22 protein-coding genes and 1 pseudogene are annotated in these 24,532 nt (G+C 69.1%); 20 read left to right on the forward strand and 3 right to left on the reverse strand.

The genetic code is table 11. The features are described from left to right. Nucleotides 1-82 precede the first annotated feature (82 nt). The 14 genes from dacB (at nucleotide 83) to panC (ending at nucleotide 14,219) form a co-directional block, all read left to right on the forward strand. Entirely contained in the window at nucleotides 83-1,504 is a 1,422-nt protein-coding gene (gene dacB, locus ACQCSX_RS15160) for a D-alanyl-D-alanine carboxypeptidase/D-alanyl-D-alanine endopeptidase (RefSeq protein WP_427016106.1), read from the forward strand. Between the two features lie 170 nt (nucleotides 1,505-1,674). After that, on the forward strand, nucleotides 1,675-2,811 hold the full coding sequence (locus ACQCSX_RS15165; RefSeq protein ID WP_427016107.1) for a zinc-dependent metalloprotease: 1,137 nt from the start codon (nucleotides 1,675-1,677) through the stop codon (nucleotides 2,809-2,811). Beyond that, nucleotides 2,812-3,933, forward strand: coding sequence for a tRNA lysidine(34) synthetase TilS (gene tilS, locus ACQCSX_RS15170; RefSeq protein WP_427016108.1), 1,122 nt, complete (start codon nucleotides 2,812-2,814; stop codon nucleotides 3,931-3,933). Between the two features lie 66 nt (nucleotides 3,934-3,999). Beyond that, nucleotides 4,000-4,551 (forward strand): hypoxanthine phosphoribosyltransferase, encoded by a 552-nt coding sequence (gene hpt, locus ACQCSX_RS15175; RefSeq protein WP_427016109.1) that lies wholly within the window; start codon nucleotides 4,000-4,002, stop codon nucleotides 4,549-4,551. A 310-nt stretch (nucleotides 4,552-4,861) separates the two neighbouring features. Beyond that, nucleotides 4,862-6,946, forward strand: a complete 2,085-nt coding sequence (ftsH, locus tag ACQCSX_RS15180) for an ATP-dependent zinc metalloprotease FtsH (RefSeq protein WP_427016110.1) — start codon at nucleotides 4,862-4,864, stop codon at nucleotides 6,944-6,946. 10 nt (nucleotides 6,947-6,956) lie between these two features. Beyond that, nucleotides 6,957-7,586: a GTP cyclohydrolase I FolE gene (gene folE / locus ACQCSX_RS15185; protein ID WP_427016111.1), complete on the forward strand. Its 630-nt coding sequence runs from the start codon at nucleotides 6,957-6,959 to the stop codon at nucleotides 7,584-7,586. Between the two features lie 8 nt (nucleotides 7,587-7,594). Next, the gene (folP, locus tag ACQCSX_RS15190) at nucleotides 7,595-8,527 is read left to right on the forward strand and encodes a dihydropteroate synthase (protein WP_427016112.1); all 933 of its coding nucleotides are present in this window, start codon (nucleotides 7,595-7,597) and stop codon (nucleotides 8,525-8,527) included. Then, nucleotides 8,524-8,907, forward strand: coding sequence for a dihydroneopterin aldolase (folB, locus tag ACQCSX_RS15195; RefSeq protein WP_427016113.1), 384 nt, complete (start codon nucleotides 8,524-8,526; stop codon nucleotides 8,905-8,907). Before folP ends, folB begins: the two co-directional genes overlap by 4 nt. Beyond that, on the forward strand, nucleotides 8,904-9,446 hold the full coding sequence (gene folK, locus ACQCSX_RS15200; RefSeq protein WP_427016114.1) for a 2-amino-4-hydroxy-6-hydroxymethyldihydropteridine diphosphokinase: 543 nt from the start codon (nucleotides 8,904-8,906) through the stop codon (nucleotides 9,444-9,446). Before folB ends, folK begins: the two co-directional genes overlap by 4 nt. 83 nt (nucleotides 9,447-9,529) lie before the next feature. Further along, a complete protein-coding gene (locus ACQCSX_RS15205) occupies nucleotides 9,530-10,030 on the forward strand; it encodes a DUF3180 domain-containing protein (RefSeq protein WP_427019065.1) in 501 nt (166 codons plus the stop codon). Next, the gene (locus ACQCSX_RS15210) at nucleotides 10,023-10,532 is read left to right on the forward strand and encodes a PH domain-containing protein (RefSeq protein WP_427016115.1); all 510 of its coding nucleotides are present in this window, start codon (nucleotides 10,023-10,025) and stop codon (nucleotides 10,530-10,532) included. Before ACQCSX_RS15205 ends, ACQCSX_RS15210 begins: the two co-directional genes overlap by 8 nt. Continuing rightward, a complete protein-coding gene (locus tag ACQCSX_RS15215) occupies nucleotides 10,529-12,199 on the forward strand; it encodes a PH domain-containing protein (protein WP_427016116.1) in 1,671 nt (556 codons plus the stop codon). The genes ACQCSX_RS15210 and ACQCSX_RS15215 overlap by 4 nt, the downstream gene beginning before the upstream one ends. 141 nt (nucleotides 12,200-12,340) lie before the next feature. Beyond that, nucleotides 12,341-13,327 carry a Rossmann-like and DUF2520 domain-containing protein gene (locus tag ACQCSX_RS15220; RefSeq protein WP_427016117.1) on the forward strand — a complete coding sequence of 329 codons (987 nt, stop codon included), beginning with the start codon at nucleotides 12,341-12,343 and terminating at the stop codon, nucleotides 13,325-13,327. Between the two features lies 1 nt (nucleotide 13,328). After that, complete coding sequence (panC, locus tag ACQCSX_RS15225) at nucleotides 13,329-14,219, forward strand: pantoate--beta-alanine ligase (RefSeq protein ID WP_427016118.1); 891 nt, start codon at nucleotides 13,329-13,331, stop codon at nucleotides 14,217-14,219. Nucleotides 14,220-14,307: 88 nt separating this feature from the next. Here panC and ACQCSX_RS15230 read toward each other — a convergent pair whose 3' ends face one another. From ACQCSX_RS15230 to ACQCSX_RS15240, 3 genes are read right to left on the reverse strand one after another with little or no spacing between them, the layout of a single operon-like run. Continuing rightward, on the reverse strand, nucleotides 14,308-15,258 hold the full coding sequence (locus ACQCSX_RS15230) for a ribokinase (RefSeq protein ID WP_427016119.1): 951 nt from the start codon (nucleotides 15,256-15,258) through the stop codon (nucleotides 14,308-14,310). A gap of 2 nt (nucleotides 15,259-15,260) precedes the next feature. Further along, nucleotides 15,261-16,631, reverse strand: coding sequence for an MFS transporter (locus tag ACQCSX_RS15235; protein WP_427019066.1), 1,371 nt, complete (start codon nucleotides 16,629-16,631; stop codon nucleotides 15,261-15,263). Nucleotides 16,632-16,681: 50 nt separating this feature from the next. Further along, nucleotides 16,682-17,638: a nucleoside hydrolase gene (locus ACQCSX_RS15240; protein WP_427016120.1), complete on the reverse strand. Its 957-nt coding sequence runs from the start codon at nucleotides 17,636-17,638 to the stop codon at nucleotides 16,682-16,684. A 163-nt stretch (nucleotides 17,639-17,801) separates the two neighbouring features. Between ACQCSX_RS15240 and ACQCSX_RS15245 the strand changes: the two genes are divergently transcribed. From ACQCSX_RS15245 to ACQCSX_RS15270, 6 genes and pseudogenes are all read left to right on the forward strand, one after another. Continuing rightward, the gene (locus tag ACQCSX_RS15245) at nucleotides 17,802-18,833 is read left to right on the forward strand and encodes a LacI family DNA-binding transcriptional regulator (RefSeq protein ID WP_427016121.1); all 1,032 of its coding nucleotides are present in this window, start codon (nucleotides 17,802-17,804) and stop codon (nucleotides 18,831-18,833) included. 136 nt (nucleotides 18,834-18,969) lie between these two features. Beyond that, nucleotides 18,970-20,418, forward strand: a complete 1,449-nt coding sequence (gene lysS / locus ACQCSX_RS15250) for a lysine--tRNA ligase (protein WP_427019067.1) — start codon at nucleotides 18,970-18,972, stop codon at nucleotides 20,416-20,418. Nucleotides 20,419-20,430: 12 nt separating this feature from the next. Then, nucleotides 20,431-20,574 carry a hypothetical protein gene (locus ACQCSX_RS15255; protein ID WP_427016122.1) on the forward strand — a complete coding sequence of 48 codons (144 nt, stop codon included), beginning with the start codon at nucleotides 20,431-20,433 and terminating at the stop codon, nucleotides 20,572-20,574. A 116-nt stretch (nucleotides 20,575-20,690) separates the two neighbouring features. Next, nucleotides 20,691-21,020, forward strand: coding sequence for a histone-like nucleoid-structuring protein Lsr2 (locus ACQCSX_RS15260; protein ID WP_427016123.1), 330 nt, complete (start codon nucleotides 20,691-20,693; stop codon nucleotides 21,018-21,020). A 174-nt stretch (nucleotides 21,021-21,194) separates the two neighbouring features. Beyond that, nucleotides 21,195-23,684 (forward strand): ATP-dependent Clp protease ATP-binding subunit, encoded by a 2,490-nt coding sequence (locus ACQCSX_RS15265; protein WP_427016124.1) that lies wholly within the window; start codon nucleotides 21,195-21,197, stop codon nucleotides 23,682-23,684. 206 nt (nucleotides 23,685-23,890) lie between these two features. After that, nucleotides 23,891-24,211: pseudogene (locus ACQCSX_RS15270) on the forward strand (TMEM175 family protein); the annotation flags it as partial. Nucleotides 24,212-24,532: the final 321 nt, after the last annotated feature.

Here is a 24,532-nt window from a genome sequence, read left to right on the forward strand (position 1 = left end):
TTGCTGCGCCGAAACCTGCCCCTGTCACATCCAGCGGGCTACCCCTGTCTCCGCTGCGCCGAACCCAAGGATTGCCACCACCATGAGCCGTACGTCCAAGACCGTGACGGCCGTGCTGCTGGCCGCGGCGCTTGCTGCCCTGGCTGTCCCCGTGGGCCTGAACCTGGCCCCCGGGTTCCTGGCCGACATTCGCGGCGGCGCGGCTACCACCTCCGTCCCCGCGGCGCAGCAGGAACCCACGGCGCTGGCCACGTTGGGCGGCATTTCCGCCCTGTCCCAGGACGCCCCGTTGCCGTCGAAGGAGGCGCTGGCCACGGCGCTCGACGCCGCGCTGGCCACAGACAAGGGCGACTTCACCGCCGTCGTGCAGGACGCGGCCACCGGCCAGGAGCTCTACAGCCGCAACGGCACCGCGGCCCGGATCCCCGCCTCCAACCTGAAGCTGCTCACCTCCCTCGCGGCGTTGAAGACGCTCGGCGCCGGGACCACACTGCCCACCACCGTGCTGGCAGGGCCCACGCCGTCGTCGCTGGTGCTGCGCGGCGCGGGGGACTCCCTGCTCACCGCCGGCCCCAGCGATCCCGCCGCGGTGGTGGGCCGCGCGGGGCTGGCCACGCTGGCCCAGCAGACGGCCGCGGCGCTCGCGGCCGCCGGCACCACCGGTCCCGTCACGCTGGCCGTGGACGACACCCTCTTCACCGGACCCGCACTGAACCCCAAGTGGCTCGAGGGCGACGTCGACGCCGGCGAGATCGCCCCGATCTACCCGATGGCCCTCTACGGTGGACGCCCTGATCCGGCCGGGGCGCCGGCGCTGCGCCCGCAGGATTCCGCACTGAGCGTGGGTGCGGCGTTCGCCGATGCCCTGTCCGCCGCCGGCGTGCAGGTCGCCCCGGGCGTTTCACGGGGAACGGCCGGCGACGGCGCCCGCACCGTGGCCGAGGTCCGCTCCGCCACCGTGGGCGAACAGGTCGAATACCTGCTCCAGCAGTCCGACAACTACGTGGCGGAAGTGATGGGGCGGTTGGTGGCCCTGGCCGCGCACGAGCCCGGCTCCGCCGAGGGCGCGACGTCGGCGGTCCGCTCCACCGTGGCGTCGATGGGGGTCAACACCGATGGCATGGTGCTCACCGACTGCAGCGGCCTGGCCGAGGGAAACTGGGTCAGCGCCCAGCAGCTGGCACAGGCGGTGGCCTTGATGGCCGCGGACCCGGATGAGGATCTGCGTGCCGGACTGCGCGGCCTGCCGATCGCCGGCCTCAGCGGCACGCTGGGCGAACGCTACCGCGACGCCGCCACGCTGGCCGGTGCGGGCCTGGTGCGGGCCAAGACCGGCACGCTCAACGAGGACCTCTCGCTCTCGGGCTATGTGGTGGACGCCGATGGCCGGCTGCTGGTGTTCTCCTTCGTCGGCAACTCCTTCAAGGACGGCAGCGCCGCCGCGAAGCCCGCCGTCGACGCCGCGGCCACCATCCTCGCCGGCTGCGGCTGCACCGGTTCCTGACCCGCCGCCGGTGGCCGGTGCGCCACGCCCGCCGGGTTCCCCGGCCGTGGGCCCACAGCCGCGAGGGACCCGCTGCGAGCTTGCGAGCAGTGGGAGCGGCTGGGGACGCAGCGAGGTTAGTGGGCGGGTGGGAGCGGGACCCGGCCGGTGCGCGGCGCTAGTGTGGTGTCATGGATCCCATGGACGCCACCAGCCCCGTTCCGACCACCGCCTCCCGCGGCTCCACCCTGATCAACTGGGAACTGGCCGCCCGCACGGCTGCCACCCTGGCCCCGGCAGGGCCACTGCTCAGCGGCTCGGAGATCGGCGCGGCCGTCTCCCACCTGCGCACCATGGCGGACCGCAGTGTTCCCTATGTCCATGAGATCACCGGACTCGAGGCGGCCCGGGACCTGCGCGATTCCGAGGTCCTCATTGTCGACCGGGCCTCCTGGGCGCGGGCCAACACGCAGAGCTTTGCGGTGATGATGGGCCCCGTGCTGGACGCGCTGGCGGACAAGCAGTTCTCCTCCGGCAAGCCCGTGAATGCGGCCCTCAGCGGCACCGTCACGGGCGCGCAGCTGGGTGCGGTGCTGGCCTTCCTCTCCTCCAAGGTGCTGGGGCAGTACGATCCCTTTGCCGCGCTGGCGCCGGGCGCAGGTGGGCAGGGCGCCGGCGGCCGGCTGCTGCTGGTGGCCCCGAACATCATCTCGGTGGAGCGCGAACTCTCCGTGGAGCCGGCCGATTTCCGGCTCTGGGTCTGCCTGCACGAACAGACGCACCGCGTGCAATTTGCCGCTGCCCCCTGGCTGCGCCACCACATGCTGGAGCAGATCGAGCAGCTGGGCTCGCTGCTGGTGGGGGACACCGAGACACTGGGGGAGCGGCTGGCCGCGGCGGCCAAGTCGCTGGGCAACAGGTCCTCGACCGAGGACAGCCCCAGCCGCGGCGGGGTCCTGGACCTGCTGCAGGACCCGGCGCAGAAGGCCGCACTCTCGCACGTGACGGCGGTGATGAGCCTGCTGGAGGGGCACGCCAACGTGGTGATGGACGCCGTCGACGCCAGCATTGTGCCCACAGTCAAGACCATCCGGCAGCGCTTCAATGCCCGGGGCACGGAACGCGGCACCCTCGAGAAGTTCATCCGCCACCTGATGGGCCTGGACGCCAAGATGCGCCAGTACAGGGACGGCGCCAAGTTTGTCCGCGCCGTGACCTCGCTGGTGGGGATGGAGGGCTTCAACCACGTCTGGACCAGCGCCGCGCACCTGCCCACCGAGCCGGAAATCCACGATGCCAGGCTCTGGGTCGAGCGGATGGGCCTCTAGATGGCGCTTCCGTCCGACGGCGCGTCCGGCGGCGCGTCCGGCGGGGGGAGGCCGCGGCCGCGGCTGGACCCGGTGGTGGCCAAGGCCCGCAACCTGGTGGCGGCGCTGCTGGGCATCTCCAGCACCGGCAAGGTCCGCCCGGTGCCGGATCCGCCGCTGGTCCTGGTGGCCTGCAGCGGCGGGCCTGACTCCCTGGCCCTGGCCGCCGTCGCCGCCTTCTTCGCCCACCGCGGCGAGATCCGGGTGGGCGCCGTGGTGGTGGACCACCGGATGCAGCCAGGCAGCGCCGCCGTCGCGGACGCCGCGGCCCGGACCCTGCGCGGGCTGGGGCTGGACCCGGTGCAGATCCGTGCCGTGGACGTGGAGCACGACGGTGCCGGCCCGGAGGCGGCCGCCCGCACCGCCCGCTACGGTGCACTGGACGCGGCCGCGGTTGAACTGGGCGCGGTGGTAGTGCTGCTGGGCCACACCCTGGACGACCAGGCCGAATCCGTGCTGCTGGGCCTGGCCCGTGGCTCCGGAACCCGGTCGCTGGCCGGCATCCGCGAACGCCGCGGCAGCTACCTGCGCCCCTTCCTGGACCTGCGCCGGGCGGAGACGCTGGCCATCTGCGAGGTCCTGGGACTGGAGCCCTGGCACGACCCCACCAACACCGATCCGGCCTTTACGCGCTCGCGGGCCCGGACAGTGGTGCTCCCATTCCTCGAGGCGCAGCTGGGGCCCGGCATCGCCGCCTCGCTGCACCGCTCAGCCCGGATCCTGGCCGCGGATGCGGACTACCTGGACCAGCTGGCATCGGACGAGTTCGAGCGCCTCGTGGAGCGGGTCCCGGTGGGTGTACGCACTCTGCCGCGGCTGGAATTGCGGCTGCCGGAGGACGGGCTGCGGGGCTTGGCGCCGGCGCTCCGGCACCGGGTCCTGGCCCTGGCCGCCGTCGCCCTGGGCGGCAACCAGCCCAGCTTCGAGCGGCTGCTGGCGGCCGAGGCGCTGCTGGCCCGGTGCGGCTCGGCCGGCCCGGTGGAGCTGGCCGGCAAAGTCACTGTGAGCCGGATCTCGCGCAGCCAAAGCATTCCCCATGACGGTTCCAGCTATGGGAAGCTAGTCTTTAGACGCAATGCGTAATGCCGTTGGCGGACCCCCTTTCCGCGGCGGTGCACAAACAAAGCCCTTCAACACCAGGAGCCATTGGTGGATTCACTAGACGTCCAAGCCGATCTCAAGCACGTTCTCTACACCAAGGAACAAATCCAGGACCGCGTTGCGGAACTGGCAGCCCAGATCGATGCCGACTACGAGGGCCGCGACGTCCTGCTGGTGGGTGTGCTCAAGGGCGCCGTCATGATCATGGCAGACCTGGCCCGTGCCCTGCACAGCCACGTCACCATGGACTGGATGGCCGTCTCCTCCTACGGCTCGGGCACACAGTCCTCCGGCGTGGTGCGCATCCTCAAGGACCTTGAGACCGACCTCATGGGCAAGCACGTGCTCATCGTCGAGGACATCATCGACTCCGGCCTGACCCTGTCCTGGCTCAAGGCCAACCTGGTCTCCCGCGGGCCGGCCTCGGTGGAAATCTGCACCCTGCTGCGCAAGCCCGACGCCGCCAAGGTTGAGATCGACGTCAAGTACGTCGGCTACGACATCCCCAGCGAATTTGTGGTGGGCTACGGCCTGGACTTTGCCGAGAGGTACCGCAACCTGGACTTCATCGGCACGCTGGCCCCGCACATCTACGAGTAGATCCGGCGCTGGTAGAGACAAGACCACGCATCAAGCTCGCGCCTGCTCTTCCCCATCGCCCCGCCACCCGGGGGCGATGTGGATGAACAGGCGCGGTTTTTGTTTTGCCCCGGCGGAAATCCGGTTATGCCCTCAGGGAACTATTGCCATTCGCCGCACGTGTTCCATACGAACGGTGTAAACCTAGTACCGTGGGCGTGAAGCTGCACCCGCCTTGGCAATAAGTCTTGGCAATAAGTCGCCAGACTCGGGTGTGAACCGAGTACGAATTGAACGTTGATCGGGAGGGACGAGGCTGGGCCTCGAGCACATGAACTTCAAGAATATCTTCAAGGGTCCGATCATTTGGATCATTGCAGTGGTTGCGCTCCTCCTGATCGCATTCGCCACTCTCTCCGGCGGCGGGTCCGCCCGGATCGACACCTCCGATGCCCTCGGCCTGCTGAGCCAGAGCAAGGTCGAATCGGCCAAGGTGTTTGGCTCCGAGGGTCGCGTGGATCTGGTCCTCAAGCAGGACTACACCACGCCCAGCGGCCAGAACGTGGGCAAGAACGTCCAGTTCTACTTTGGCGACTACCGTGCCGACACGCTGGTCACGGCGATCGACGACGCGAAGCTGAAGACCTTTGACGACCAGCCGGTGCAGAGCAACTTCCTCTCCAGCCTGCTGAGCCTGATCCTGCCGATCGTGATCCTGGGCGCCATCTTCTGGTTCCTGCTCTCGCGCATGCAGGGCGGCGGCTCCAAGGTCATGCAGTTCGGCAAGTCCAAGGCCAAGCTGATCACCAAGGACCACCCGCAGGTGACCTTCGTGGACGTGGCCGGTGCCGACGAGGCCGTCGAGGAACTGCACGAAATCAAGGATTTCCTGCAGAACCCGGCCAAATTCCAGGCCGTGGGCGCCAAGATCCCCAAGGGCGTGCTGCTCTACGGCCCGCCCGGAACCGGCAAGACCCTGCTGGCCCGCGCCGTGGCCGGCGAGGCCGGCGTGCCGTTCTACTCCATCTCCGGTTCCGACTTTGTCGAGATGTTTGTTGGTGTGGGTGCCTCCCGCGTCCGCGACCTCTTTGAGCAGGCCAAGGCCAACTCCCCGGCCATCATCTTCGTGGACGAGATCGACGCCGTCGGCCGCCACCGTGGTGCCGGCATCGGCGGCGGCAACGACGAGCGCGAGCAGACCCTCAACCAGCTGCTGGTGGAGATGGACGGCTTCGACGTCAAGACCAACGTCATCCTGATCGCCGCGACCAACCGTCCGGACGTGCTGGACCCGGCGCTGCTGCGCCCGGGCCGCTTTGACCGCCAGATCCCGGTGGAAGCGCCGGACCGGTTGGGCCGCGAGCAGATTTTGAACGTGCACTCCCAAGGCAAGCCGATGGCACCCGGCGTGGACCTGAACGCCGTCGCCAAGAAGACGCCCGGCTACACCGGTGCCGACCTGGCCAACGTGCTCAACGAGGCGGCGCTGCTGACCGCCCGCTCCAACGCCCAGCTGATCGACGACCGCGCGCTGGATGAGGCCATCGACCGCGTCATGGCCGGCCCGCAGAAGCGCACCCGCGTCATGAAGGAGCTTGAGCGCAAGATCACCGCCTACCACGAGGGTGGACACGCCCTGGTGGCGGCCGCGCTGCACCACACGGCCCCGGTCACCAAGATCACCATCCTGCCCCGCGGCCGTGCCCTGGGCTACACCATGGTGGTACCCGAGGACGACAAGTACTCGGTGACCCGCAACGAGCTGCTGGACCAGATGGCCTACGCCATGGGCGGCCGCGTGGCCGAGGAAATCGTCTTCCACGACCCCTCGACCGGCGCCTCGAACGACATCGAAAAGGCCACCGGCACAGCCCGGAAGATGGTCACGCAGTACGGCATGAGCGAGCGCATCGGCGCCGTGAAGCTGGGCAGCGGCGGCGGCGAGCCCTTCCTGGGCCGCGACGCCGGCCACGACCGGGACTACTCCGAGTCCGTGGCGTCCATCATCGATGAAGAGGTCCGCCGCCTCATCGACCAGGCCCACGACGAGGCCTACGCGGTGCTGATCGAGAACCGCGATGTGCTGGACCGCCTGGCCCTGGAACTGCTGGAGCGCGAAACCCTGAACCAGGCCGAAATTGCCGCGATCTTCCACGATCTGCGCAAGCACGAGCCCCGCCAGGTGTGGCTGTCCAAGGACTCCCGCCCGGTCTCCTCCATTCCGCCCGTGGTGACGGAGAAGGAGCGCCAGGACGCGCGGGATTCCGGCCAGCCGTCTCCGGACAATGTGCTGCCGCAGGACCAGCTGGCCAACGCCCACCTGGAGGGCCACGTGGATGCCCCCGGCCCCATGCCGGGCTCCGGTCCGGGCTTCGGCGGCGGGGAGCAGCTGCCGCCGCGCCCGCTTGACGGATAGAATCACCTCCGTGACTTACTACGACGACGACGACGACGAAGCCGGCGCCGCTGGCAGCGGTGCCCCGGCGGACGGCAGGGTTGACCTGGCCCGGATCGAAAAGGCCGTGCGGGAAATCCTGCTGGCCATCGGTGAAGACCCCGAGCGCAGCGGCCTGGTGGAGACGCCCAAGCGCGTCGCCAAGGCCTATGCCGAGGTCTTCGCTGGCCTGCACCAGGACCCGGCGGAGATCCTCTCCACCACCTTCGACATCGCGCACGAGGAAATGGTGCTGGTGAAGGACATTCCGTTCTACTCCACCTGCGAGCACCACCTGGTGCCCTTCCACGGTTCGGCCCACGTGGGCTACATCCCCTCGCTGGACGGGCGCGTCACCGGGCTGAGCAAGCTGGCCCGGCTGGTGGACGTCTACGCCAAGCGCCCCCAGGTGCAGGAACGGCTGACCACCCAGATTGTGGATGCCCTGGTCAAATACCTCAAGCCGCGCGGCGCCATCGTGGTGGTGGAGTGCGAGCACATGTGCATGTCCATGCGCGGCGTGCGCAAGCCCGGCGCCAAGACCGTCACCAGCGCGGTGCGCGGTCTCCTTCATGAGCCGGCCACCCGCGCCGAAGCCATGAGCCTGATTCTCGGAAGGTAACAATTTCAATGGATTCCCTCGCAGCTGCACCCGGCACCGGGCCCGCAACGTCCCCCCTGCCGGTGCTCCGCGGCCCGCGGAAGCTGGCACGGTTCGCGGATCTGCCCACCGACCGCACGGTGGTCATGGGCATCCTGAACTGCACGCCGGACTCCTTCAGCGACGGCGGGGAGTACACCTCGGTGGACACCGCCATCGCGCACGGCCTGCGGATGTATTACGGCGGCGCCGACATCATCGACGTCGGCGGGGAATCCACCCGCCCCGGCGCCGAGGATGTGGACGAGGCCGAGGAACAGAAGCGCATCCTGCCCGTCATCGAGACCCTGGTGAAGGCCGGCGCCTTGGTGAGCGTGGACACCCGCCATGCCTCCACCGCCGCTCTCGCGCTCGACGCCGGTGCCGGCCTGATCAACGATGTGTCCGGCATGCATGTGCACGCCGACATGGTGGCGCTGATTGCCGAACGCCAGGTGCCCTATGTGCTGATGCACTCGCGCGGGAATTCGCGTGCGATGGATTCGCTCACCGCGTACGGCGAGGTCGTCGAGGATGTCCTCGCCGAGCTGCGCGAGGTGCGCGAGCGTTTCTACGCCGCCGGCGTCGGCCCCGAGCAGATCATCGTGGACCCGGGCATCGGCTTCTCCAAGACCGCCGAGCAGAACTGGGACCTGCTGGCCAACCTGGACCGGCTGCACGAGCTCGGCAACAGGATCCTGGTGGGCACCTCCCGCAAGCGGTTCCTGGGCTCGCTGCTGACCAGCGCCGGCAAGGCCGCCGCCCCGAAGGAACGCGACAACGCCACCTCGGCCACCACCGCGCTGGCCGCCGTGCAGGGCGTCTGGGGCGTGCGCGTGCACGATGTCTCCGCCAGCCTTGACGCCGCGAAGGTGGCCGCCCGCCAGCGGGCCGCCATGCGCACACCCGCGGCCTCGCAGTGAGCGTGGCAGTGAGCCCGCGCGACAGGATCACCCTCACCGGGGTGAGCGCCACCGGGTACCACGGCGTCTTCGAGCACGAGAAGCGCGATGGCCAGCCTTTCGTGGTGGACGCCGTGCTGTACACCGACATTTCCGCCGCCGCGGCCACCGACGATCTGGCCAAGACAGCCCACTACGGCGAGGTGGCCGAGGAGATAGTCGCCCTGATCACCGGCGAGCCTTTCGACCTGATCGAGACGCTCACCGAGCGGATTGCCGCCCGGATCCTGGCCGGCTTCCCCGGTGTGGCCGCCGTCGACGTCACGGTGCACAAGCCCAAGGCGCCTATCGAGGTGCCCTTCGGCGACGTCACCATCAGCATCCACCGGGAGCGCGGATGAGCACCGGACCCGGGGACGCGCCCGGCCCGGCGCCCGCCATGGTGCGCGCCGTGCTGGCCCTGGGCTCCAATCTGGGCGAGCGCGCCGACACCCTGGCCTCCGCCGTCGCCGATCTGGTGGACAACGACGCCGTGCGCCTGCGCCACACCTCCCCGGTGGTCACCACCAAGCCGGTGGGCGGTCCGGCGGGGCAGCCGGACTTCCTGAACATGGTGATCGAGGTGGAGACCTCACTGGACCCGTACGCGCTGCTGGCGCACTGCAACGCCGTGGAGGCGAAGCACCAGCGCATGCGCGAGGTGCGGTGGGCCGCCCGCACGCTGGACGTGGACATCATCACCTACGGCGGGCTGGAGAGCAGCGACGAGCGCCTGACCCTGCCGCATCCGCGGGCCGCGCAGCGCGCCTTTGTGCTCTACCCGTGGTCCCTGATGGACGCCACGGCGACCCTTGACGGCATCCCGGTGGCGGCGCTTGCCGCCCGCGCCGAGGACATGGCGGGCATCGAGCATTTCAGCGGCGGCACCGAAACCCTCTAGCCGCCCGCCTTCGTTGTACCGTTGAGGAAGAACGCCTGAGCAGATCGGTGAAGCAGGTGGGTGAGGGAGACATGAGGAGCACTTTGCGGACCATCAAGCCCGCATGGCTGGTGGTGACGGGACTGGTGGCCGCCTCCGCGGGGTGGGTCGCCACGGTGCTGGCCAACCGTGCCAGCATGGCCATGCCCGTGCTGCCGTGGAGCTCGCTGCTGACCATGGCCGTCATCGTGGTGCTGACCCTGATGCTGGGCCTGCGGGTGCGCGCCTGGCGCAACGGCGACCGCAAACGCATGCTCAACCCCATCCTGGCCGCGCGCACAGTGCTGTTTGCCCAGGCCTGCGCCTATTCGGGCGCCCTGCTCCTTGGCTGGCACGCCGGCATCCTGGCCGACGTGCTGCCCACGCTGGGCCTGCGCGGCAACCTCGACATTTTATGGCAGATCCTGTCCCTGGCCGGCGGCGGTGCGGTCATGGTGGCCGTCGGCCTGATCGTGGAGCGGTTCTGCCGGGTCCCGCCGGAGGACTCCGAACCCGCTGACACCGAGCCCAAACCCAGGGCAGCCGGCGAGGGCGAATATGCCTAGCCAGCTGGCCCCGCAGGGCCTGGATTTCACGCGCGTCTCCAGCCGGCTCATCACCGCCCGCCGCATCACCCGCGGCACCGCCTCGCTGCTGTGGCTGGCGCTGGCCGGCCTGCCGCTGGTGCTGCGTGCCGCCGGCGCCTGGCCCACCCTGCCGCTCTGGCTGGCCTGGCTGCTGCCGTCCGCCATGCTGGTCGGCGTGGTCTGGGCCTTTGTGCTGATCCCGCGCCAGGTGCGCGCCATCGGCTACGCCGAGCGGAACGACGATCTGCTCATCCGCCAGGGGATCTTCTTCCAGCGCCTCATGGTGGTGCCCTATGGCCGCATGCAATATGTGGACGTCACGGTGGGGCCGCTGGAGCGTGCGCTGGGCCTGAGCAGCATCCGGCTGCACACCGCCTCGGCCTCCACCAACGCGGCCCTGGGCGGTCTGCCGGCCGAGGAGGCCTCCCGGCTGCGCGAGCAGCTCACCGCCCGCGGTGAGGCGAAGCTGGCCGGATTGTGAGCCAGCGGAACGACGGCGGCCCGGCCTTTGTGGTGGACGGCCCCGACGAGTGGCACCGCGTCCACCCCATCTCGCCGCTGGTGCGCGGCTGGGTGGCCATCGTGGCGGTCCTGTTCATCTTTGGCCGCAATTCCTTCGAGGACCTGCTGCGCTCCGAGGCCACCGGCAGGGACTATTCCCCCAGCGCCGCGCCGGCCTGGATCATCCTGAGCATTCTGGCTGCCGCCGTCGTGGTCTTTGGCGTGGGCTTCTACCTGTCCTGGCTCTTCACGCGCTACCAGGTCACCGACGACCATGTGCACGTCAATTCCGGGGTGGTCTTCCGCCAGCAGCGCAAGGCCCGGATCGACCGCGTGCAGGCCATCGACGTCGTGCAGCCGCTGCTGGCGCGGGCCTTTGGCCTGGCCGAGCTGAAGTTTGACGTGGCCGACGGCGGGAAGTCGGCGATGAAGCTGGCCTTCCTCCGGCTGGACGAGGCCCGGCGGCTGCGCAGCGCCATCCTGGCCCGCGCCGCCGGCGTGCCGGTGGATCCGCAGGCCCCGGCCGAGGTGGCCGAGGCGCCGGAGGTGGCGGTGCTGGCGCTGCGCCCGGGGCGGGTGCTCGGCTCGGTGCTGCTCTCCGGGATCACCGGCGCGGCCCTGCTGCTCTCCGCCGCCCTGGTGTGGTTGGTGGTGCGGACCGGTTCGCTGGCGATCCTGGCCGCCTTTGTTCCCATGATCCTGGGTGTGGGGGCGGCGTACTGGCAGCGCTTCACCACCGATTTCAACTTCCGTGTGGCGGTCTCGCCGGACGGCATCCGGCTGCACTACGGCATGCTCGAGACCCGCTCGCAGACCATTCCGCCGGGCCGCGTGCAGGCCGTGGGCATCAGCCAGGGGCCGCTCTGGCGGTTGCTGGGCTGGCACCGCGTGCACGTGAACGTGGCCGGCTACGGCGCCGACCACCACGAGGGCGGTGGCCGCACCGTGGTGCTGCCGGTGGGGACGCTGGACGAGGCCATGGCCATGTTGGGCCTGTTGTTCCCCAATCCCGGGGTGGAGAACCCGTTGGCGGTGTTCGGCGCGGGGATCCACGGCACGGGGTCGGCCGAGGGGTTCATCCATTCCCCGCCCGCCGCGCGCTGGATCGACCCACTGGTGTGGCGGCGGCGGGCCTACCGGGCCACGGAGACGGCGCTGCTGTGCCGCCACGGCCTGCTGTTCCGCCGGCTGCAGGTGGTGCCGCACGAGCGGACACAGTCGCTGAGCCTGTACCAGGGGCCGCTGATGCGGGCGCTGGGGTTGGCGGACTTCGAGCTGCATTCAACCTCGGGTCCGGTGCGCCCGCTGGTGCGGCACATGGAGCTGGGGGCCGCGCGGCGGCTCTTCGACGAGCAGGCCGCCCGCGCCGCCGTCGCCCGCCGCATCCACCGCGCCGAGCGCTGGATGGAAGCTGCGCCGGATCCGCTGGTCGAGCCCGTCGGGTCCGCCTCTTCCGGCGCGGCGGCGGCAGCCCCGCCCGCTTCGCGGTGCCCACCACACCATGGGCTTGCCGCCGCCGCGCCTCCAGAGGCTGGAGTGGCCCCGCTGGTCGAGCCTGGGCCCTCGGCCGCGAGGGCCCCGCTGGTCGAGCTTGTCGAGACCAAGGGGCCGGGGAGCGAGACCAAGGGTGCCGGGTCCGCCCCATGACGCACAACTGCATCCAGGACGCCGCTTCCCGTCCAGGACAGGGCCACTACGGCGTCCTGAACGGAATTCGGCGTCGGGGACGGCCCGGGAGCAGGACCCAGGGGCCGCAGAACTATTTGAACAACACACAGGAGATTGAACATGGCCGTTAAGCCGGGGCGCTTGGGCGTGGGGATCATTGGCGCCGGGAAGGTGGGTGCCGTGCTCGGGGCCGCGCTGCGGGCGGCGGGGCATGCCGTGGTGGGTGTCTCGGCGGTGTCGGAGGCCTCGCGGGACCGGGCCGAAAACCTGCTGCCGGGCGTGCCGGTGCTGCAGATCCCGGAAATTGTCGAGCGGGCCGAGCTGGTGCTGCTGGCGGTGCCCGACGACGCCCTGCCGGAGCTGGTGTCCGGGCTGGCCGCCACCGGTGCCTGGCAGGCGGGACAGCTGGTGGCGCACACCTCGGGCCGCTTCGGCACGGCGGTGTTGGCTCCGGCCAAGGCCGCCGGCGCCATTGCCCTGGCCTTGCACCCGGCCATGACCTTCACGGGGATGACCCTGGACCTGGCCCGGCTTGCCGATTGCAGCTTTGGCGTCACGGCGGATCCGGCCATGCTGCCCATCGCCCAGGCCCTCGTGGTGGAGATGGGCGCCGAGCCGGTGGTCATCGCGGAGGCGGACCGGGTGCTCTACCACGCCGCCCTGGCGCACTCCTCGAACCATCTGGTCACGCTGGTGGCCCAGGCGGCGCAGCTGCTCGGGGACATCGGCGTCGAGGCACCGGACCGGCTGCTGGGCCCGCTGCTGCGCGCCTCCTTGGAGAATGCGCTGGCCTCGGGCGAATCGGCGCTCACCGGCCCGGTGGCCCGCGGCGACGCCGGCACCGTGTCCGCCCACGCCGCCGCCCTGCGCGAGCACGCCCTGGACACCGGCCACGGCGACATTGTGGAGGCCTATCTGGCCATGGGGGCCTCCACCGCCACCCGGGCCGCCCGCCGCGGCCTGCTGGGCGCGGAGCGGTACCTGGCCGTCCAGGCCGCCCTCGGCAACGACGACGCCGGTGCCACCTCGCCCGCCGTCCCTCCCGCAACCCCGGCGACCCCTTCGAACGACCCGCTCGACGATCCACAGCACACCGAAAGCGATTGACATGTCCATCACCCTTGCCACCACCATCGACGAGCTCAAGGCGGGAACGGCGGCGCTGCTGGCCGCCAAGGCCACCCCTGGCGCGCCCGCGAGCCTGGGCCTGGTGCCCACCATGGGGGCGCTGCACGCCGGCCACGCGGAGCTGGCGCGGGCGGCGGTGGCAGGCAACGACGTCGTCGTGGCCACCATCTTCGTGAACCCGCTGCAGTTCGGCGACGACGTGGACCTGGCGCGCTACCCGCGCACCCTGGCGGCGGATCTGGCGCTGCTGGAGGAGGTGGGCGTGGACCTGGTGTTCGCGCCGCCGGTGGAGGAAATGTACCCGGGCGGCGAGCCGCTGGTGCGCATCACGGCCGGCCCGCTGGGGGAGAAATTCGAGGGCGCCTCCCGCCCCGGGCACTTCGACGGGGCGCTGACGGTGGTCTCCAAGCTGCTGCACCTGGGCATGGGCCCGCAGCAGCTCTACCGGGCGTACTTTGGCCAGAAGGATGCCCAGCAGGTGGCCCTGGTCCAGCGCATGGTGGACGACCTCAACATTCCGGTGGAGATCGTGGCGGTGCCGATCGTGCGCGACGCCGACGGGCTGGCGCTCTCCAGCCGGAACCGCTTCCTCTCCGGCGACGAGCGCGAGGCGGCACTGGTGCTGTCCCGGGCGCTGCGGCTGCTCAAATCCCGGGCGGATGCGCACGAGCCGCTGGACCTCGACTCGGCCGAGGCGCTCATCCGCAGCGCCCCCGGCGTCGAGCTGGACTACCTGGAGGTGGTGGATCCGGCCACCCTGGAGCCGCGGGCCGAGAACTGCCGCGAGACCCCCTTCACCGGCCACGCGCTGGCTCTGGTGGCCGCCGGCGTCGGACCCGTCCGGCTGATCGACAACATGATCCTGGGTTAAACGCCCCGTAGGCAAAGTTGAGGCGTGGGATAAGGCCCGTTAGACGCCGTCTAACGGGCCTTATCCCACGCCTCAAGGCGGATGCTTGCTAGCGGAAGTCGGCGACCTCAGCGGCGGTGGGGTACGCCGTCTGCGTGCCCTTGCGGGTGGCGGCCATCGCCGCGGCCACGGAGGCGTAGCGGGCGGCATCGGCCAGCGTATCGCCGAACGCCAGTCGCGCGGCCACGGCCCCGGTGAAGGCATCCCCGGCACCGGTGGTGTCGACGGCGTCCACGCGGGTGGGCGCGATCCGCACCACGGGTGTGGCGGATGTGGAGTCCAGCACCACCGAGCCCTGCGAGCCCAGCGTCACCAGCACCTGCGCCAACGAGTGCGCGGCAAACTGCGCCACCGCGGGCTCCCACGCGGACTCCGGGGCCGCCGGGGAGGGCAGCGCAAAGCCGCCCAGGAACTGCGAGGCCTCGTGGGCGTTGACCAGCAGGACATCCGTCAGCCCAGCCAGCTCGTCAGGAATCTGCGCAAAAGGCGAGAGGTTCAACAGCACCGTGGCGCCGGCGTCGTGCCCGGCCGCCGCGGCCGCCTGGACGGTCTCCAGCGGCACCTCCAGGCACAGCCCCACCACCGACGCGCCGTCGAAGGCCGCCGGGTCCACGTCGGCCGGGGCCAGCGTCCCGTTGGCGCCGGCGGCGACGATGATGGAGTTCTCCCCGGCCGCGTCAACCGAAATCACTGCGACGCCGGTGGGCTCGGACGTGCGCTTCACACGGGTGACGTCCACGCCGGCCCCGGCGGTGGATGCCAGCAGCATGGCGCCGTTGGCATCCTCTCCGACCGCGCCGATCAGCGTGACGGTCCCGCCCAGCCGGGCCGCGGCCACGGCCTGGTTGGCGCTCTTGCCGCCCGGGTTCACGGCAAAGCCTGACCCGTGCAGGGTTTCGCCGGGCAGCGGCAGCCGGTCGGTGTAGATGGTCAGGTCCGCGTTCAGCGAGCCGGCCACCACAATGCGGCCGCCGGACTGGGGGTGGGCTGCGTTCTCCATGGTCAGGCGGCCACCTCGGCCTCAACCGGCTTGGGGATCAGCAGCGAGGCGCCCAGCGCCAGCGCGGTGACCACCAGGGCCACGACGACGGTGGCCAGGTAGGATCCGGCGCCGCCCATGGAACCGGCGGCAACCAGCACGGCCGGCAGCACCAGGAAGCTCAGCCCGGCGCCGAGGTTGAAGGCGCCGGCGTTCATGCCCGGCAGGAAGCCGGGGTTGCCCTTGGGGGAGAGCACGACGCCCAGGCCGTTAAGCATGATGTTGACCGTGCCGGCGTACATGATGCCCAACAGCACGGTGCCGGTGATCATCAGCGGCAGGCTGTGCAGGCCGAAGAAGCCAATGATCGCCAGGGCCACCAGCGAGCCGATGAGGCCGACGCGCAGCACCTTGGTGTAGCCCAGCACGGGGGCCAGCCGGCCGCTGATGGGGCCGAACACCCAGCCCAGCAGGGCGTACGGGGTCAGGATCAACAGCGACATTTCCGTGGCACCGATGCCGAAGCCGGGGTCGGCAGCCTGCACAAAGGCGGGCACAATGCCGTTGATCACGGCGAAGATGCCGGTCATGGTCAGCGTGGTGGTCAGCAGCGGGGCCCAGGTGGCGCGCTGGCGCAGGTGCGCCGTCTCCACCATGGGGTGCGTGGAACGCTTTTCCGTGTTCCAGAACAGGGCAAAGGCGGCGACGGCGACGGCGGCCAGGCCCAGGGCCCAGGCCAGCGTTTCGCCGGAGAAGCCCGCCAGCAGGCCGGAGGCCTGGTTGAGGGCGATCAGCAGGGCGCCGACGGCGACGACGATGAAGAACACACCGGACCAGTCCATCCGGGTGCCCGCGCCGGGCTTGCTTTCACCGGCGAGCCAGATGATCAGGCCCGTGGCGACGACGGCCAGGGCCACCATGAGCCAGAAGATGCTGCGGAAGCCGAAGTGCTCGGCAAAGTAGCCGCCCACAAAGGAGTCGACGCCGGCGATGCCGCCGTTGACGGCGGTGATCAGGCCCATCAGCACGCCGTACTTCTTGGGCTCGGAGACGGCCGAGCGCAGCATGATCAGGCACAGCGGCACGGTGGGGCCGCTGACGCCCTGGATGATGCGGCCCACGAAGAGCCAGGTGACATCCGGTGCCAGTGCGGAGACGACGGACCCCACGGCCATCAGGAGCATCATGATGACCAGGATCCTCTTGCGGCCCACGATGTCGCTCAGGCGCGGCAGGAACAGCGAGAACAGCGCAGCGGCGGTGAAGAAGGAGGTCTGGGACAGGCCGATGACGGCCTGGTTGGTGTGCAGCTCCTCGCCCATGGTGACCAGGGCGGGGCTGAGCATGGAGGCATTGAGCTGGAACGCCACACAGGCGGCCAGCAGGGCCGTCATCAGTGCGGCAACGTTGGCGGTGCCGGCCTTTGCACCGGTTGCGATGGTGCTCACAGGTCCACCTCGCCGATGCGCACGAGGGCGTCGGTGACCATGTTCCAGAACTTCGCGTGGTCCAGGTCCACTGCCACGGAAGTGGTGCAGTCGGCGGGGGCCGGGGCGCGGAAATCGGCCACCGTCATGCCCAGCGTCAGCGTGCCGGTGAGCTCGATGTCCACCGGAACCTTGCGGGTGGTCATGACGGTGGGGTCGATGACGTAGGCGACGGCGCAGGGATCGTGCACCGGCGGGTAGTCGAAGCCCTGGGCGTCCTTGTAGGTCTTGGTGAAGAACTCCATCAGTTCCATCACAAACTTGGCCGGCTTGGTGCCCACGGCCTCGATCTGTGCCACCACCTCGGGGGTGGCCAGCGCCTGGTGCGTCAGGTCCAGGCCCACCATGACCACCGGCCACTTCTCGTTGAAGACGATGTGGGCGGCCTCGGGATCGATCTTGATGTTGAATTCTGCCACGGCGCTCCAGTTGCCCACGTGGTAGCCGCCGCCCATCAGGACAACTTCCTTCACGCGCTCAACAATGCGGGGCTCCTTGCGGGCGGCCATGGCGATGTTGGTCAGTCCGCCGGTGGGGACCAGGGTCACGGTGCCGGGCTCGTGGGCCATGACAAGCTCAATGATGAGGTCGACGGCGTGGCGCGGGTCCAGCTCGATGGTGGACTCGGGCTGGGCGGGGCCGTCCATGCCGGACTCGCCGTGGATGTCGGGTGCGTTTTCGATGGTGCGCACCAGCGGGCGCGGGCAGCCGGCGGCGAACGGAACTCCGGTGATGCCGGCGATGGTGCCCACGGACAGGGCGTTGCGGGTCACCTTCGCCAGCGTCTGGTTGCCGACGACGGTGGTCACCGCCAGCAGCTCGATGTCCGGGTTGCCATGGGCCAGCAAGAGGGCGACGGCGTCATCGTGGCCGGGATCGCAGTCCAGGATGATCTTGCGGGGTGCGGTAGTCATGATTACTCCACGTCTTTGGGGGCTGCTGCACGGGGGTATGCAGAGTCATTTAGAAAAAAGTGTGGCACCACGCCGCCGCAACGTCAAGCGCTTAACGTGAGGTTCGTCAAACGCTTGACGCCAGAGCCCGGGCGAAAACCCCCGCACCCGTTACGATCGAGGCATGGGGTCCCACGAAATTTCCAGCACCACCTCCCGGCGCGTCACGGCGGCCATGGTGGCAGCCCGCGCCGGCGTCTCGACGGCCACCGTGTCCCTGGTGGCCAACGGCAAGACCGAGGGCCGCGTCTCGGCGGAGAACGTGGCCAAGGTCCAGGCGGCCATCGAGGAGCTTGGCTACGTGGTGGACGGCATCGGCAGCTCGCTGGCCCGCGGCGGCAGCAATCTGGTGATCCTGGCCGCCCCCGATGTCTCAAACCCCTTCTTTGCCAAGGTCATTGGCGGCGTCCGCAGCGCCCTGGGCTCGGACTACCAGCTGCTGCTGGCGGTCAGCGACGCCGGGCAGCTCCCCACCCCGGAGGAGGTCCGTGCCCTCATGTCGCTGCGGCCCGCCGGGTTGCTGGTGGACGCCCCCGACGCGGCGTTCCTGGACCGGCTGCACAGCACCGCGCCGGTGGTGCTGCTGGATGCGCCGGGCGTGGAGGGTTATGCCCCCTCCGTCAACCTGGATGTGGGCCATGGGGCCCGTGAACTCGCCAAGCACCTGGCCGGGCTGGGGTACACGAGGGTGGCCTATCTGGACAGCACCGGTGGGACCGCCACCTTCCACGTGCGGCGGGAGGCGTTCCTGGCCCAGGCCGCGGCCAGCGGCCTCGAGGTGCCCAGCGGCGCCATTGCCGCCACGCCCATCGACGTCGGCGCCGCGGCCGCGGCCTTTGCGCAGGCCTGGCCGCGCTGGCAGCGCAGCGGGATCACCGCCGTCGTCTGCTGCACCGACACCCACGCCTACGGCGTGCTCCAGGAGGCGCGGGTGGCCGGCATCGCGATTCCGGGGGAGCTGGCCGTCGCGGGCTTCGACGACCTGCCCTACTCGGCCACGTCCAACCCCGCACTGACCAGCGTGCACCTGCCCGCGGCGGCGCTGGGGGAGCGGGCCGGCCGGGCGCTGAAGGAGCTGATGCGCGGCGGCGTGCTCGCCGAACCGCAGCTGACCCTGGCCAGCAACCTCATCGAGCGTGCCTCCACCCTCGGGTAGGCGGCGGCGCCATCCATGGGTTCTGTACCACGTGTGGAGGGGGCTCGGAGCGGACACTCAGTTTGAGCCACTAAACTTGGGTACCGTGAGTGCTGAAAATACCGTAACCCTTGAAGCAAGCGACGTCTCCGAGCAGATGCATATCCGCATGGAGAAGCGCGCCAAATTGCTCCAGCGTGGTGGCCAGGCCTACCCCGTGGGCGTGGCCCGCACCCACACCCTGGAGGAAATCCGGGCCAAGTACGCGGGCCTGGAACCGGATGCGGCCACCGGCGAGATGGCCGGCGTCACCGGCCGCGTGGTCTTTGTCCGCAACACCGGCAAGCTCTGCTTCGCCACCTTGCAGTCCGGCGCCGGTGAGCGCCTGCAGGTGATGCTCTCCCTGGCCAATGTGGGCGAGGAGTCCCTGGCCGACTGGAAGGGCCTGGTCGATCTGGGCGACCATGTCTTCGTGCACGGCGAGATCATCAGCTCCAAGCGCGGCGAGCTCTCCGTCATGGCCGACTTCTGGCAAATGGCCTCCAAGGCGCTGCGCCCGCTGCCGGTGCTGCACGCGGAGCTCTCCGAGGAGATGCGCGTCCGCCAGCGCTACGTGGACCTCATTGTCCGCGACACCGCCCGCGAGCAGGTCAGGACCCGCTCCGCCATTGTCAAGGCCATCCGCGACACCCTCCATGGCGAGGAATACATCGAGCTCGAGACCCCCATCCTCCAGCTGGTCCACGGCGGCGCCGCGGCCCGTCCGTTCAAGACCCACATGAATGCCTTTGACCAGCCGATGACGCTGCGCATTGCCATCGAGCTTTATCTCAAGCGCGCCGTGGTGGGCGGCATGGACAAGGTCTTTGAGGTGGGGCGCATCTTCCGCAATGAGGGTGTGGATTCCACTCACAGCCCGGAATTCACCATGCTCGAGGCCTATGAGGCCTATGGCGACCAATTCACGATGGCTAAGACCATGCAGCGCCTTATTCTGGCCGCCGCCGATGCCGCCGGATCGCGCACCATTGAAAGCCCGCGCGGCACCATTAACCTCGACGGCGAATGGCCGTGGCTGCCGGTGTACAAGGGATTGTCCGACGCCGTTGGCATGGATATCACCCCCGACACCACGGCCGAGGAATTGCGTGCGATTGCCGCCACGCATGAACTAAAGATTGACCCGGCCTGGGACGCGGAAAAGCTTGTCGTCGAGCTCTTTGGCGAGATTGTCGAGCCCACGCTTATCCAGCCCACCTTTGTCTGCGATTATCCGCCGTCGGCCCAGCCGCTGGCCCGCCAGCACCGCGATGATTCCCGCTTGATTGAGGCCTGGGATTTGGTCATTGACGGCAAGGAGACCGGCACCGCATTCTCCGAGCTGGTTGACCCAGTCATCCAGCGCGAGCGCCTGACACGCCAGTCCCTGGCCGCCGCGGCCGGCGACCCCGAGGCCATGGCGCTGGACGAGGACTTCCTGCGGGCCCTGGAATACGGCGCACCGCCCATGGGCGGACTGGGCCTGGGAGTGGACCGCCTGGTCATGCTCTTTACCGGCGTCGGAATTCGCGAGGCGATTCTCTTCCCGTTGATGAAACCAGAGTAGAAGGGCAGCGTTGTGGAATACCTTGCAGTAATTATCCCGTCCCTGGCGGTCGGCGTTCTTTTCTACTTTGCCATGAAGGCGATCTTCAATGCCGACCGCTCCGAACGCGAGGCACTCTCGCGCGCCGAACAGGAAGCGGCGGAGCACGGCGAATAGGCTTCGCTATTCATTGGCGTAAACAAACGCGTTGACGCTAAGGGCGGATTAGCGCATACTTGAAGTGAAATAATGCATATATTTCACGTCCGAGTGTGAGGAAATAGGGATCGTCCATGGCTCAAAAAGTTGAGATTACGCTTGTTGATGACGTTGATGGCAACGCCGCCGATGAAACCGTCCGATTCGCACTGGATGGGGTCAATTACGAAATCGACCTGTCCGATTCGAATGCGGCACAGCTGCGCGGCGCACTGGAGTCCTACATCGGCGCCGGCCGCCGCGTCACGGGCCGTCCGGTTCGCGCCGCCAAGGCCGCTGCACCTGTACGCAGCAACGAAGTTGGCCTGATCCGCACCTGGGCCAAGGAAAACGGCTACCCGGTCCGCGAACGCGGCCGGATCCAGGCCGAAATCCGTGAGGCGTACTACGCCGCACAGGGCTGACACCCACCGCACTGAACTGCTGAGCATGCCGGTCCTTCGGGGCCGGCATGCCGCGTTAACGCCGCCGTTTCAGCGGCGCGGATGACAGTGGTATTTCCCCTGTGGCGAACACGCCCCCACGGGGGGCGCGTTCTGCGTAGCATCAAGGTACGCAGTAGCTAGGAGTGTGGCGAAATGTTTGAGAGATTTACTGACCGAGCCCGACGTGTTGTCGTGCTGGCCCAAGAAGAGGCCCGCATGCTCAACCACAATTACATCGGCACCGAGCACATTCTGCTCGGCCTCATCCATGAGGGTGAGGGCGTTGCCGCCAAGGCACTTGAATCCCTGAGCATTTCGCTGGACGGTGTCCGCGAGCAGGTGCAGGAGATCATTGGCCAGGGCCAGCAGGCGCCCAGCGGCCACATCCCCTTCACCCCGCGCGCCAAGAAGGTGTTGGAGCTCTCGCTGCGCGAGGCCCTGCAGCTGGGGCACAACTACATCGGCACCGAGCACATCCTGCTCGGGCTGATCCGCGAGGGCGAGGGCGTGGCCGCCCAGGTGCTGGTGAAGCTCGGCGCAGACCTCACCCGGGTCCGCCAGCAGGTCATCCAGCTGCTCTCCGGCTACCAGGGCAAGGAGCCCGTGGCCAGCGGCGGCACCGCGCAGGAAGGCACCCCGGCCGGTTCGGTGGTGCTGGACCAGTTCGGCCGCAACCTGACCCAGGCCGCGCGCGAAAACAAGCTTGACCCGGTCATTGGCCGCGAGCACGAGATGGAACGCGTCATGCAGGTCCTCTCCCGCCGCACCAAGAACAACCCGGTCCTGATCGGCGAGCCCGGCGTCGGCAAGACCGCCGTCGTGGAGGGTCTGGCCCAGGCCATTGTCCGCGGCGACGTCCCGGAGACCATCAAGGACAAGCAGCTGTACACCCTGGACCTCGGGTCCCTGGTGGCAGGTTCGCGCTACCGCGGCGACTTCGAAGAGCGCCTGAAGAAGGTCCTCAAGGAGATCCGCACCCGCGGGGACATCATCTTGTTCATCGATGAGATCCATACGCTGGTTGGTGCGGGTGCGGCCGAGGGTGCCATTGATGCGGCCTCGATCCTCAAGCCCATGCTGGCCCGCGGCGAGCTGCAGACCATTGGTGCCACCACGCTGGACGAGTACCGCAAGCACATTGAGAAGGATGCCGCGCTGGAGCGCCGGTTCCAGCCGATCCAGGTCCAGGAACCCAATGTGGCCCTGGCCATCGAGATCCTCAAGGGCCTGCGCGACCGCTACGAGGCGCACCACCGCGTGTCCATCACCGACGGCGCCCTCACGGCCGCCGCCACGCTGTCCGAGCGCTACATTTCCGACCGGTTCCTGCCGGACAAGGCCATCGACCTGATCGACGAGGCCGGGGCGCGCCTGCGCATCCGCCGGATGACGGCGCCGCCGGAGCTCAAGGCCATGGACGAGGTCATCGCCGACGTCAAGCGGGCCAAGGAATCGGCCATTGACGAGCAGGACTTCGAGGGTGCCGCCTCGCTGCGCGACAAGGAGCAGAAGCTCATTGCCGAGCGCGCCGAGAAGGAGCGCCAGTGGAAGTCCGGCGGCCTGGACGATGTCGCCGAGGTGGATGAGGAACTCATCGCCGAGGTGCTCGCCAACTCCACCGGCATCCCGGTCTTCAAGCTGACGGAGGAGGAATCCAGCCGCCTGCTGAAGATGGAGGATGAGCTCCACAAGCGCGTGGTGGGCCAGAACGAGGCCATCAAGTCCATCTCCCAGGCCATCCGCCGCACCCGTGCGGGCCTGAAGGACCCCAAGCGTCCGGGCGGCTCGTTCATCTTCGCCGGCCCCACCGGCGTCGGCAAGACCGAGCTGGCCAAGGCCCTGGCCGAATTCCTCTTCGGCGAGGAAGATGCCCTGATCACCTTGGACATGAGCGAGTACTCGGAGAAGCACACCGTGTCCCGCCTGTTCGGTGCCCCTCCCGGCTACGTTGGCTACGAAGAGGGTGGCCAGCTGACGGAGAAGGTGCGCCGCCGTCCGTTCTCCGTGGTGCTGTTCGACGAGGTGGAGAAGGCCCACGCGGACCTGTTCAACTCGCTGCTGCAGATCCTTGAGGACGGCCGCCTGACGGACAGCCAGGGCCGGGTGGTGGACTTCAAGAACACCATCATCATCATGACCACCAACCTGGGCACCCGGGACATCTCCAAGGCCGTCGCCACCGGTTTCCAGTCCGTCACGGACACCCAGACCGGCTACAACCGGATGCGCGCCCGGGTCACGGAGGAGCTCAAGCAGCACTTCCGCCCCGAGTTCCTGAACCGTGTTGACGACGTCGTGGTGTTCCCGCAGCTGACCCAGGACGAGATCATCGAGATCGTGGACATGTTCGTTGGACGCCTCGAGGGCCGTCTGAAGGACAAGGACATGGGCATCGAGCTGACCGCCGCCGCCAAGGTCCTGCTGGCCACCCGTGGCTACGACCCCGCGATGGGTGCCCGGCCGCTGCGCCGGACCATCCAGCGCGAGATCGAGGACCAGCTCTCCGAGAAGATCCTCTTCGGCGAGCTCAAGGCCGGCGACATCGTGGCCGTGGACGTTGACGGGGAGGGCGACGAGGCGAAGTTCACCTTTGCCGGCATCGCCAAGCCGCACGTCCCCGAGGCCCTGCCCGCAGGCGCCTAGCAGACAACCGCATAAGAGAGCTGCCGAGGGCCCAAACCGAGCGTGCGAGGTTTGGGAGGCAGCGAACGCGGGCGGCCTCCCTTCCCGGGGAGGCCGCCCGTCGCCGTTTAGGCCGCGGCGGGCCCTAGCCAGCGGGGCGGGGCTGGCCTAGGTTTGCTGCTGTGGGCAAGACTCCAGCCAGACACACCTCGCACCTCTCGGCCTCCATGGCCGAGAGGGTTGCGGCGCGGGCGGACGTGCTGCGGCACGGGCCCTCCACGGAGCGGACGGTGTTTTTCTCCGACGCCGTCTTTGCCATCGCCATGACGTTGCTGGTGCAGGACCTCAAGCTGGCGGACATGCCCGACGACGCCCCGGCGGCGGCCGTGCAGGCGGCCCTGTTGGAACGGCTCCCGTCCTTCGCCGCCTTTGCGCTCAGCTTTGCCCTCGCCGGGCTGACGTGGATCAACCACCACCGCCGGTTCAAGGCCATCGCCGCCTACAACGGCCCCTTGCAGCTGATCAACCTGCTGGTGCTGTTCTTCGTGGCGTTCCTGCCCGTGCCCACGGCGTTGTTGTTCCAGTCGGGCAGTGGCTCCCCGTGGCCGCCGGTGGTCTATGCTGCGGCCATTTCGGGCATCTTCCTGTCGCTCAATTGGCTGTGGCGCTACGCCTGGGCGGCCGGACTGCTGGCTGAGGTGGTTGACGAGCCGCTGTACCGGCTGGTGCTGGTGGGGAACCGTCCCGTCTGGGCCGTCTTCCTGTTGTCCATTCCCGTGGCGTTCCTCGCCGCCACGGCGGCCACCTATTGTTGGATCCTGGTCTGGCCGCTGTCCCATCTGCAGGGGCGGCTGGCCTACCGGCGCCGG

It is taken from the genome of Pseudarthrobacter sp. P1 (genome assembly GCF_050156935.1).
In the GTDB taxonomy this organism is placed as follows: domain Bacteria; phylum Actinomycetota; class Actinomycetes; order Actinomycetales; family Micrococcaceae; genus Specibacter.

Bases quoted from the DNA above. Each gene is read 5' to 3' on its own strand.
- dacB (WP_427016106.1), top strand. From the start codon at position 83: ATGAGCCGTACGTCCAAGACCGTGACGGCCGTGCTGCTGGCCGCGGCG.
- ACQCSX_RS15165 (WP_427016107.1), top strand. From the start codon at position 1,675: ATGGATCCCATGGACGCCACCAGCCCCGTTCCGACCACCGCCTCCCGC.
- tilS (WP_427016108.1), top strand. From the start codon at position 2,812: ATGGCGCTTCCGTCCGACGGCGCGTCCGGCGGCGCGTCCGGCGGGGGG.
- ftsH (WP_427016110.1), top strand. From the start codon at position 4,862: ATGAACTTCAAGAATATCTTCAAGGGTCCGATCATTTGGATCATTGCA.
- folP (WP_427016112.1), top strand. From the start codon at position 7,595: ATGGATTCCCTCGCAGCTGCACCCGGCACCGGGCCCGCAACGTCCCCC.
- folK (WP_427016114.1), top strand. From the start codon at position 8,904: ATGAGCACCGGACCCGGGGACGCGCCCGGCCCGGCGCCCGCCATGGTG.
- ACQCSX_RS15210 (WP_427016115.1), top strand. From the start codon at position 10,023: ATGCCTAGCCAGCTGGCCCCGCAGGGCCTGGATTTCACGCGCGTCTCC.
- ACQCSX_RS15220 (WP_427016117.1), top strand. From the start codon at position 12,341: ATGGCCGTTAAGCCGGGGCGCTTGGGCGTGGGGATCATTGGCGCCGGG.
- panC (WP_427016118.1), top strand. From the start codon at position 13,329: ATGTCCATCACCCTTGCCACCACCATCGACGAGCTCAAGGCGGGAACG.
- ACQCSX_RS15230 (WP_427016119.1), bottom strand. From the start codon at position 15,258: ATGGAGAACGCAGCCCACCCCCAGTCCGGCGGCCGCATTGTGGTGGCC.
- ACQCSX_RS15235 (WP_427019066.1), bottom strand. From the start codon at position 16,631: ATGACGGCCCTGCTGGCCGCCTGTGTGGCGTTCCAGCTCAATGCCTCC.
- ACQCSX_RS15240 (WP_427016120.1), bottom strand. From the start codon at position 17,638: ATGACTACCGCACCCCGCAAGATCATCCTGGACTGCGATCCCGGCCAC.
- ACQCSX_RS15245 (WP_427016121.1), top strand. From the start codon at position 17,802: ATGGGGTCCCACGAAATTTCCAGCACCACCTCCCGGCGCGTCACGGCG.
- lysS (WP_427019067.1), top strand. From the start codon at position 18,970: ATGCATATCCGCATGGAGAAGCGCGCCAAATTGCTCCAGCGTGGTGGC.
- ACQCSX_RS15260 (WP_427016123.1), top strand. From the start codon at position 20,691: ATGGCTCAAAAAGTTGAGATTACGCTTGTTGATGACGTTGATGGCAAC.
- ACQCSX_RS15265 (WP_427016124.1), top strand. From the start codon at position 21,195: ATGTTTGAGAGATTTACTGACCGAGCCCGACGTGTTGTCGTGCTGGCC.